Raw genomic sequence first — 9,651 nt, 5'->3', positions numbered from 1 at the left:
GGCTGGCGGCGGGGGCGGATGACATCCTCCCCCGCCGCTTTCGTATTTTTAATCCTGGCCCGCGCGGCGGTTCAGCGAACCTTCATTGCCGATAGGGTTCCATGCGGCTCAGTCACCGGGGCTCCCGAGGCGCCCCGGTCCAGCATTCTCCCGAACTGCTGCAACCTCAAACCACGGTTCGCCGCGTGAAGATCGCTGTCATCGCCCATCTCAAGTATCCGATCGGCCAGCCCTACGCGGGCGGCCTGGAGATGCACACCCACCTGATGACGCGGGAACTCCGGCGCCGCGGGCACGACGTCACGCTGTTCGCCTCGGAAGGGTCCGACCCGGACCTCGCCACCGTCGTCTGCCCGCCGACCGGCGAGGATCTGGGCGATGCCGAGCGCTGGGCCGCAATCGAGGCCGCCGAGCACGCGGCCTACCGCGGGATCCTCGACGCGGTGGCGGCGGGCGGCTTCGACCTCGTGCACAACAATTCCCTGCACGCCCTGCCCCTGCGGGAGAGCGGCCTCTTCGACATTCCTTGGGTTACGGTGCTGCACACGCCGCCCTTCGACTCCCTCGTCGGCGGGATCGAGGCGGCACGGCCGGACATGCGCTACCTCGCGGTCTCGCAGACGCTGGCGCGCGAGTGGACCGACCTCATTCCCGGGCTCGACGTGGTGCCGAACGGCATCGATCTCACCACCTTCCCCTACAGCGCCGATCCCGACCCGCAGGCCTACGCCTTCTGGTTCGGCCGCATCGTCCCCGAGAAGGGCCTGCATCTGGCCATCGACGCCGCCCGCGAGGCCGGCTTCCGCCTCGTCTTCGCCGGGCCGAAGCTCAACCCGGCCTACTGGGAGAGCGAGATCGCGCCGCGGCTCGGACCCGACCTGCAGCATCTCGGCCATCTCTCGCACCACGACCTCGCGGCCCATCTCGGCCGCGCCCGGGTGGCGGTGGTGACGCCGCGCTGGGAGGAACCCTTCGGCCTCGTGGTGGCAGAGGCCATCGCCTGCGGCACGCCGGTCGCGGCCTTCCGCCGGGGCGCCATGCCGGAGATCCTCGACGCGTCCTGCGGACGCCTCGCCGACGCGGACGACGCGAGCGACCTCGCCCGCGCGATCCGGGGCGCGGCGACGTTGAGCCGCCGCGCCTGCCGCGACCGGGTGGAGGCGCATTTCGACGCCGCCGTGATGACCGCGCGCTACGAGGCGGTCTATGCCGAGATGCTGGCCGAGCAGGCCGCGCCGCGGCTCATCCTCAGCGCGGCGGAGTGATCCCGTGAGCGCCGTCGTCTGCATCCCCGCCCGCAACGAGGCCGAGCGGCTGCCGCGCCTGCTGCGCTCGCTCGCCGCGCAGTCGGGGCTCACCGAGACCGCGCCGCTGCGCGTCGTGGTGCTGGCCAACAACTGCGACGACGGCACACCGGGGATCGTGCGCGAACTCGCCGTTGCGCTACCGACGCTCGCCGTGCGCACGGTCGAGGCGACGATCCCGGCGCCCGACGCCCATGTCGGCACAGCCCGCCGGATGGCGCTGGAGGCCGGCGCCGACTGGCTCGCGGCCGAGGGCCACCCCGACGGGGTGCTGCTCACCACCGACGCGGATGCCTGGCTGCCGCCGGACTGGCTCGCCGCCAACCGCGCCGCCCTTAGGACGTCGGACGTGGTCGGCGGCCGCCTCGTCATCGATGCCGAGAGCGCGGTGCCGCCGGCGCTGGCCGAGTTGCACGCCCGGATAGAGCGCTACTGGTCGGGCGTGCGCGCGCTCGAAGACCTGATCGACCCGCCGCCCCACGATCCGGCCCCGCGCCACGGCGACCACACGGCGGCGAGCCTCGCACTGCGGGCCGACCTCTACCGCGCGGTCGGCGGCCTGCCCGCCCTGCCCTGCGGCGAGGACAACGCGCTGGTGGCCCGCCTCACCCGGCAGGGCGCGCGCCTGCGCCACTGCCCCGCCGTCGCGGTCCACGTCTCTGGCCGCCGCGAGGGCCGGGTCAGCGGCGGCATGGCGACCGAGATGGCGCGCCGCGAGGACGCGGCGGCGAGCGGCGGCCCCTACGAGCTGCCCGAGGCCGCGCACTGGCTCACGCTGATCGAGCGCCGCGCCGCGCTGCGCCGGGCTTGGCGCCGCGGCGAGGCCGCCCGCCGCACCGTCTGCATCGGCTTCGGCCTTCCGGCGGAGACGGTGGCTGCCATCGAGACCGAGATCGCGGACGGGAGCTGCCCGAACGACATCGCCTACGTGGAGCGCGTCCACGCCCAACTCGAGGCCGCGGCGCCGCCCGCGCGCTTCGTCGCCCTCGACGCGGCCCTGGCCGATCTGGAGCGGATCGCCCGCACGCTCCGGGCGGCCGCGTAGCGCTGTCGCTCGGGGACTTCGGAGTCCAGGCGTCGCAATCGGCGGTGCGTTCGGCATGATCCGTACACCGGACGCCGGACCGATCCCGAGTCAGTGAGCCCGAACCGCGCCGCGCTCCCTCTGCCGCCAAGGGTGTGGGAACCCGCGCATCACGCGGTAAACCGTCCAGCCCGCCCGGATCACGCCCTTCGGATCCCCCAATGACGCGCCCCATCGGCTACTATGTCCACCATCAGGGCGCCGGGCACTTGCACCGGGCCTGCGCGGTCGCCGCCAGGCTCGATCGCCCCTGCGCACTCCTCGGCACCTTCGCGGGCCTCGACACCGCCGGTGCGCCGGGTCCCGTGATCGACCTGCCCGACGACCGGCTCGCGGACGGCTTCGACGGGCGGGACGGCGAGGTCGAGCGACCCACGAGCTTCCACTACGCACCGCTCGCCCATTCGGGCCTGCGCGCCCGGATGGCCCGCATCGCCACCTGGGCGGCGGAGGCCGACCCGGCACTCCTCGTGGTGGACGTCTCCTGCGAGGTGGCCCTGTTCGCCCGGCTGTTGTCGCTGCCGACCCTGGTGGTGCGACTCGCGGGCACGCGCACCGACCTGCCGCATCTGGAGGCCTTCCGCAGCGCCGACCGGTTGATCGCCCCCTTTCCGGAGATCCTGGAGAGCGCGGCGACCCCCGATTGGGTGAGGGCCAAGACCCATTATGCCGGCCTCCTCGGACCGGCACTCGCCGCTCCCAGCGGGGACGACGGCTCAATCGCCGTGGTGTTCGGCCGCGGCGGAGCGGGCGGCACCCTCGCCGATCTGGCCGCAGCCGCGCGGGCATTACCGGAGCGGGACTGGCACGTGCTCGGGCCCGTGACGGGCGCGGCGGCGGTTCCGGCGAACCTGCATCTTCACGGCTGGGTGGCCGATGTGGAGCCCTGGATCGCGCGCGCGACCCTGGTGGTGGGAGGCGCTGGCGACGGGGTCGTGGCGGCAGTGGCCGCCCGCGGAAAACGCTTTGTCTGCCTGCCCGAAGAGCGGGCCTACGGCGAGCAGGTCGAGAAGGCGCACGGGCTCGGCCGAATCGGCGCGGCCGTCGTGCATGAGGGCTGGCCGGAAGCCTCTCGTTGGCCTGGGCTCGTCGCGGCCGGCCTCGCGCTCGATCCGCGACGGATCGGCGCCCTGTCCGAACCTGGGGCCATGGCCCGCACGGCCGTGCTCATCGCGGAGCGGGCGGCTTGGTGGGAGCGCCGCGGGGACGCGGCGCCAGCCTAGGACCTGTCGAGACGGTCCGCCGCACGGTTGGGCGCGGCGGCATCGTGCACGTCCTTAAGAAATGAGGTCGAGCTTCGCCGCCTCGATGCCGGCTGCGCGCAGCGTGTCCGGCAGGGCTGAGAAATCGCGGTACCCCGCCTCACGCGCCATGGCGTCGAGGGCGGTCTGCTCGTCGGCGGCCGAACCCGTCCAAAGAACGGCGCCGTTCGACTTCTGCTTGATCTGGAAGATGCTCATTGCACGCCTTCGGAAAGACTGCTCTCGCTGTGCGGTCTCAACGTCCGTGCGAGCGATGGGTTGCAGATCCACGGGCGGCAAGTCCTCGAGCCGCAAGTCCGCATGACTGCATCGACGCGAGCCGGTCCTTGCCGCGTTAACCGGGCCTCAACGGTCCTCGGCCTGGAGTTGCGGGCTCGCCCGCGCGATCCTGTCGAGAGCCCGATGCCCCCTGCCCTCCCGCTGACCGAGATCGAGCGGCTGCCGGCCGATCCGGAGTTGCGCGCCGCGATCCGCGGCTGGCGCGTCGCGCTCGCGCAGGAGCGCCGCATGGCGGACAACACCGTCGAGGCCTACAGCCGCGACCTGCGCCAGTTCCTGATCCATCTGGAGCGGCGCGGCGGCACCCCGAGCATCGCTGGCCTCGTCGCGCTCAAGCCTCGCGACATCCGCGGCTTCATGGCGGCGCGCCGGGCGGACGAGGTCGGCGGGCGCTCGCTGATGCGCATGCTCGCGGGCCTGCGCTCCTTCGCCCGCCACTTGGAGCGCGAGGGGCACGGCGTCGTCGCCGCGCTCGGTGCCGTGCGCTCGCCGAAGGTGGAGCGGCGCCTGCCGCGCCCGCTGCCGGTCGCCGCCGCGAAGGCGCTGACCGATCCGGAGCTTCGCGCGGGCGAGGACCGCGAGCCCTGGATCCTGGCGCGCGACGCCGCCGTGCTGGCGCTGCTCTACGGGGCGGGCCTGCGCATCTCGGAGGCCCTGGGCATCCGGCGCGAGGACGCGCCGCTGCCGGGCATCGACGCCGTGACCGTGCTCGGCAAGGGCGGCAAGCAGCGCATGGTGCCGGTGCTGCCGGTGGTGGCCGAAGCGGTGGCGGGCTACGTCGCCGCCTGCCCGCACCCTCTACCCGCGGAGGGGCCGCTCTTCGTGGGCGCCCGCGGCGGGCCGCTCTCGGCCCGGGTCATCCAGTACGTGGTGGCCCGCGCCCGCGGCGCGCTCGGGCTCCCGCAGAGCGCCACGCCCCACGCGCTGCGCCACTCCTTCGCCACGCACCTCCTGGCCCGCCAGGGCGAGTTGCGCGCGATCCAGGAACTGCTCGGTCACGCCTCGCTCTCGACGACGCAGCTCTACACCAGGGTCGATGCCGCCCGGCTGATGAGCGCCTTCGAGGCGGCTCATCCCCGGGCAGGCCGAATGCCGGTGCCGCGCCCGCGGGCGGAGGCCTAAGCGAAACCGAGCCCGGGGACACCGCCGAAGGACCTCCGGCCCTTCGGAATCACGGCTTACTCGGCCGCGTCGCGGGCACCCTGGCCGAAGCGGCGCTCGATGTAGTCGGTCACCAGGGTCTCGAAGTCCTTGGCGAGGTTGGCGCCGCGCAGGGTCGTCGCCTTCTTGCCGTCGATGAAGACCGGGGCGCTCGGGCTCTCGCCGGTGCCGGGCAACGAGATGCCGATATCGGCGTGCTTCGACTCGCCCGGGCCGTTCACGATGCAGCCCATCACCGCGACGTTGAGGCCCTCGACGCCCGGATAGGTCTTCTTCCATTCCGGCATCGAGCGCGCGATCCAGTTCTGGATGTCGCGGGCGAGCTCCTGGAAGGTGGTCGAGGTGGTGCGGCCGCAGCCCGGGCAGGCGGCCACCAGCGGCACGAAGGTGCGGAAGCCCATGGTCTGCAGCAGTTCCTGCGCGACCTTGACCTCGACCGTGCGGTCGCCGCCGGGCTCCGGCGTCAGCGAGTAGCGGATCGTGTCGCCGATGCCCTCCTGCAGGAGCACGCCGATCGCGGCCGACGCCGCCACGACGCCCTTCGTGCCCATGCCCGCCTCGGTGAGGCCGAGATGGATGGCGTAGTCCGAGCGGCGGGCCACCTCGCGGTAGACCGCGATCAGGTCCTGGACCGCCGAGACCTTGGCCGAGAGGATGATACGGTCCTTCGGCAGGCCCAGATCCTCGGCGCGCTGCGCGGAGGAGAGCGCCGACTGCACCATCGCCTCGCGCATCACGGCGCGCGCGTCGATCGGGCGAGGCGACTTCGCGTTCTCGTCCATCAGGTGGGTGAGGAGTTCGCCGTCGAGCGAGCCCCAGTTGGCGCCGATGCGCACGGTCTTCCCGTAGCGGATCGCCTGCTCGATGATGGTGGAGAACTGGGTGTCCTTCTTCTCCTTGAAGCCGACGTTGCCGGGGTTGATCCGGTACTTGGCCAGAGCCTCCGCGCAGGCCGGGTGGTCGGAGAGGAGCTTGTGGCCGATGTAGTGGAAGTCACCTACCAGCGGCACGTGGACGCCGATGCGGTCCAGGCGCTCGCGGATCTTCGGCACGGCCGCCGCCGCCTCGTCGCGGTCGACGGTGATGCGCACCAGTTCCGAGCCCGCGCGGGCGAGCTGGGCCACCTGCGCCACCGTGGCGTCGATGTCGGCCGTGTCGGTGTTGGTCATCGACTGGACGACGATCGGCGCGCCGCCGCCGACCGTGACCGCGCCCTCGCCCTGGCCGACCTGCACGCCGGCGGTGCGGTGGCGGGGGCTTGGTCCGGCGATCTCCGGCCCTGCGCCGGCCAGCGGGTTCGCGGGGCGGGTCTCGGCTTCCATGGCTTCCATCGGGGGACCTTCGCTTCAAGGCCTCGGGCGCGTCGGGGCGGGTCCTCACGGACCCGGGCCGCCCGCTGCCGTCGCGTCTGTCTTCAGGTACGATTCGGGTCGCGCGCGGACCGCGCACGGAGAGGTTTAGCTGCGGTCGATCCGCCGCAACGTCAAGCCACACCACCGTACGGAGTGCAGAACGTGCCCTTTTCGCGGGTCTCATGTCGCATCCGCGCACGGATGTCGAGGTCGCGCCGCGCCGCGGTGCCATGCGATCGCGCACGGCGCGCGGAATTTCGGTCGGATCCTCGGGCCCGTTCCGCCGTTCGACCGTACCGGTCATGACCGGACATGCGCGGCCTTGCCGTCGCCCGCTGCGGCGCAACATTTGTAACTGCAGCGCAACATCCCATGTTCGAGGACATGATGAGCGAGCATCCTCACGGGTCCGAACCCGCCAATCCCGCAACCGCCGTCCCGAGCGCGGACGTCGCCGTCCCGGTCGGAGACGCGGTCGAGACCAGCCACCCGCCTCGGCAGATCCTGGCCGGCCCCAGGGCGGAGAAGAACGTCGCCCTGGCGCTCCAGGGGGGCGGCGCGCACGGCGCCTTCACCTGGGGTGTCCTCGACCACCTGATCGAGGACGGGCGTCTCGGCTTCGAGGCGGTGACGGGCGCGAGCGCGGGCGCGATGAACGGCGTCGTGCTGGTGGACGGCTGGCTGAAGGGCGGCCCGGAGGGCGCCCGCGAGGGGCTGGAGCGATTCTGGCGCGAGGTCAGCCTCGACGGCGATCTCGGCCCCGCCACCCGCAGCTTCGTCAGCAACCTCCTCGGCCTCTGGAAGGGCAACCCGGTCGCCGAGTTCTGGACCAAGGCGCTGACGCCGAGTCCCTACGTGTCCAACCCGCTCAACATCAACCCGCTGCGCAAGGCGCTGGCCGCCCAGGTGGATTTCGAGCGTCTGCGCGAGGCCGAGACCGCCGGCATCTACGTCTCGGCCACCAACGTCTGGACCGGCAAGCTCGCGGTGTTCGAGCGCGAGCGGCTGACCGTCGATCACCTGATGGCCTCGGCCTGCCTGCCGACCGTGTTCCAGGCGGTGGAGATCGACGGCGTGCCCTACTGGGACGGCGGTTACCTCGGCAACCCGCCGCTCTACCCGCTGCACCGCGGCGCCCAGACCCGCGACATCCTGCTCGTGCAGATCAACCCGGTGGAGCGGCGCGAGACGCCCCGCACCGAGCGCGAGATCCAGGACCGGCTCAACGAGATCACGTTCAACGCCAACCTGATGCGGGAACTGCGCGCGATCGACTTCGTGGACGGGCTGATCGAGGAGGGCGTGCTCGGCCAGGGCCAGTACCAGCGCGTGCTGGTCCACCGCATCGACGGCACCGACGCGTTGGAGGATTACAACGCCGCCTCGAAGCTCGACGCCCGCTGGCGGGTGTTCCTGCGCCTGCGCGACAAGGGCCGCCGGGCGGCCGAGGCGTGGCTCGGCGAGCACTACGACAAGATCGGGCGCTCCTGCAGCCTCGACCTCGAATCCGCCTACCAGTAACCCGGCCCGGCAGGCGGTGGCGCCCACGCCGGGACGCGCCTCAGGCTCGTCGCGTGCGCCAGGACACCGCCGGGGCATTCCGGCCGGCGCGGGCGGGATTACGCGCGCGGGGTCCGACGTTCAAACCGTATGAGCCTCGACAAGATGAAGCGTCCCGACATCGTCGATCTGCTGGTGCCCCTGCGGCGCTACGCCCGGTCGCTCACCCGCGACACCCTCCGGGCCGACGATCTCGTGCACGACACCCTGGTGCGCGCCCTCGAATCGCAGAACAGCCTGCGGCCGAACACGAACCTGCGCACCTGGATGATGACGGTGCTGCACAACGTCTTCATCGACGACCAGCGCCGCAAGCAGGTGGAGCTGCGCCACGCCGACGCCCTGGTGCAGATGAGCGACGAGATGGCGCCTCCGGCCCAGGAGGGGCAGGTGCGCCTCGCCCAGATCCGCGAGGCCTTCCTCACCCTGCCGGAGGAGCAGCGCGCCGCGCTCCACCTCGTCACGATCGAGGGCATGGCATACGCGGATGCCGCGGCCGTGCTCGGCATCCCGATCGGCACGCTGATGTCGCGGCTCGGTCGCGGCCGGGCGGCGCTGCGGGCCTTCGAGGAGGGCGCCCGCAAGGGCCAGGAGGGCGGCTCCAGCACGCGCCCGCGCCCGGTGGAGCGCACGCCGCTGCGCCTCGTCGCGCGCGACGGCCGGCCCGAGCCGGAGAACGCCCCGGCACCGGAGCCGTTCTCCCGCCGCGCCCTACGTGGTTGGTAGGACCGCGCGCCATCCTGACACCGCCCGCGACCTGACGGAGGCCGCGACGACAGAAGTCCGAGACGACAGGACGACCCCGATGATCGACCCGATCACAGACGGCGATCTCACCGCCTACATCGACGGCCAGCTCGACATGATGCGCCGCCTCGACGTGGAGGCGCACCTCGCCGAGAACCCGGAGACTGCGGCGCGGGTGATGGCCGAGTTGCACGACCGCGACGCCCTGCGGGCCGCCTTCGCGCTCCAGCCGGGCCCCGGCCCCGAGCGCAACCGGCAGGTCGCGCGCCGCCTCGATCGCTCCATGCGCTGGCGCCGGGTCGGCGCCCGGCTGAAGCGGGCGGCCGCGATCGCCGTGATGGTCGGCGCCGGCTGGCTCGCCCACGACGAGGTCGGCCGCTTCGGCGTCCCCGGCACCATCGCCGCCCCGGTCGACCCGACCCTGATCGAGGACGCCCAGCAGGCCCGGCAGGTGACGCAGATGCGCGCCCGCATCGCCTCGCAGCACGGCAATGGAGCCTACGACCGTGCCGCGATCGAGGCCGCGACCGGCATCCAGTTGCCCAGCCTGCCGGAGAGCTGGACGGTGCGCGACGTGCAGATCTTCCCGGCCCGCCACGGCACCGGCGTGGAGATCGTCGCGGATGCGGGCGGCCTCGGCGAGATCTCGCTCTTCGCGACGCATCGGCGCGGCAACGGCCCGCTGAACGAGATCGCCCAGGCCGGCGACGGCACGACGGTCTACTGGAACTCCGGCCGGTCGGCCTACGCCCTCAGCGGCAACAGCGACGAGGACACCCTGCGGGCGACCGCCGCCCGCATCGCCGCCGCCTCGCCGTGAGGTAACTGGATTTTGGAGGGCCTGAGACCCTTTCGGCGCCCGAGGGCGCCGGCAGGCGGGGCCCGATTGCAGGGCTCTGCCC

9 protein-coding genes are annotated in these 9,651 nt (G+C 72.7%); 7 read left to right on the top strand and 2 right to left on the bottom strand.

What is annotated here, in order from left to right:
- Window positions 1-185: 185 nt before the first annotated feature.
- From AX737_RS22220 to AX737_RS22210, 3 genes are all read left to right on the top strand, one after another.
- Window positions 186-1,265 (top strand): glycosyltransferase family 4 protein, encoded by a 1,080-nt coding sequence (locus tag AX737_RS22220; protein WP_066924989.1) that lies wholly within the window; start codon window positions 186-188, stop codon window positions 1,263-1,265.
- Entirely contained in the window at window positions 1,207-2,349 is a 1,143-nt protein-coding gene (locus tag AX737_RS22215; protein WP_066924987.1) for a glycosyltransferase, read from the top strand. Before AX737_RS22220 ends, AX737_RS22215 begins: the two co-directional genes overlap by 59 nt.
- A gap of 200 nt (window positions 2,350-2,549) precedes the next feature.
- The gene (locus AX737_RS22210; protein ID WP_066924985.1) at window positions 2,550-3,611 is read left to right on the top strand and encodes a glycosyltransferase; all 1,062 of its coding nucleotides are present in this window, start codon (window positions 2,550-2,552) and stop codon (window positions 3,609-3,611) included.
- A gap of 54 nt (window positions 3,612-3,665) precedes the next feature.
- Here AX737_RS22210 and AX737_RS22205 read toward each other — a convergent pair whose 3' ends face one another.
- Window positions 3,666-3,848, bottom strand: coding sequence for a hypothetical protein (locus AX737_RS22205; protein ID WP_066924983.1), 183 nt, complete (start codon window positions 3,846-3,848; stop codon window positions 3,666-3,668).
- Between the two features lie 204 nt (window positions 3,849-4,052).
- On the opposite strand from AX737_RS22205, the gene AX737_RS22200 reads away from it, so the two are divergent.
- On the top strand, window positions 4,053-5,051 hold the full coding sequence (locus tag AX737_RS22200) for a tyrosine recombinase XerC (RefSeq protein ID WP_066924981.1): 999 nt from the start codon (window positions 4,053-4,055) through the stop codon (window positions 5,049-5,051).
- A gap of 56 nt (window positions 5,052-5,107) precedes the next feature.
- Here AX737_RS22200 and ispG read toward each other — a convergent pair whose 3' ends face one another.
- Window positions 5,108-6,421: a flavodoxin-dependent (E)-4-hydroxy-3-methylbut-2-enyl-diphosphate synthase gene (gene ispG, locus AX737_RS22195; RefSeq protein WP_066924979.1), complete on the bottom strand. Its 1,314-nt coding sequence runs from the start codon at window positions 6,419-6,421 to the stop codon at window positions 5,108-5,110.
- A gap of 408 nt (window positions 6,422-6,829) precedes the next feature.
- Between ispG and AX737_RS22190 the strand changes: the two genes are divergently transcribed.
- The 3 genes from AX737_RS22190 (at window position 6,830) to AX737_RS22180 (ending at window position 9,569) form a co-directional block, all read left to right on the top strand.
- Window positions 6,830-7,963 (top strand): patatin-like phospholipase family protein, encoded by a 1,134-nt coding sequence (locus AX737_RS22190; protein WP_066924990.1) that lies wholly within the window; start codon window positions 6,830-6,832, stop codon window positions 7,961-7,963.
- A gap of 129 nt (window positions 7,964-8,092) precedes the next feature.
- Window positions 8,093-8,728 carry a sigma-70 family RNA polymerase sigma factor gene (locus AX737_RS22185; RefSeq protein WP_066924977.1) on the top strand — a complete coding sequence of 212 codons (636 nt, stop codon included), beginning with the start codon at window positions 8,093-8,095 and terminating at the stop codon, window positions 8,726-8,728.
- A gap of 79 nt (window positions 8,729-8,807) precedes the next feature.
- Window positions 8,808-9,569 (top strand): anti-sigma factor, encoded by a 762-nt coding sequence (locus AX737_RS22180; RefSeq protein ID WP_066924975.1) that lies wholly within the window; start codon window positions 8,808-8,810, stop codon window positions 9,567-9,569.
- Window positions 9,570-9,651 lie beyond the last annotated feature (82 nt).

This window comes from Methylobacterium sp. CCH5-D2, assembly GCF_001556475.1.
GTDB classification, from domain to species: Bacteria; Pseudomonadota; Alphaproteobacteria; order Rhizobiales; family Beijerinckiaceae; genus Methylobacterium; species Methylobacterium hispanicum.
The sequence above is the reverse complement of the archived record's forward strand: the minus strand, read 5'-3'. Positions and strand labels throughout refer to the sequence as shown.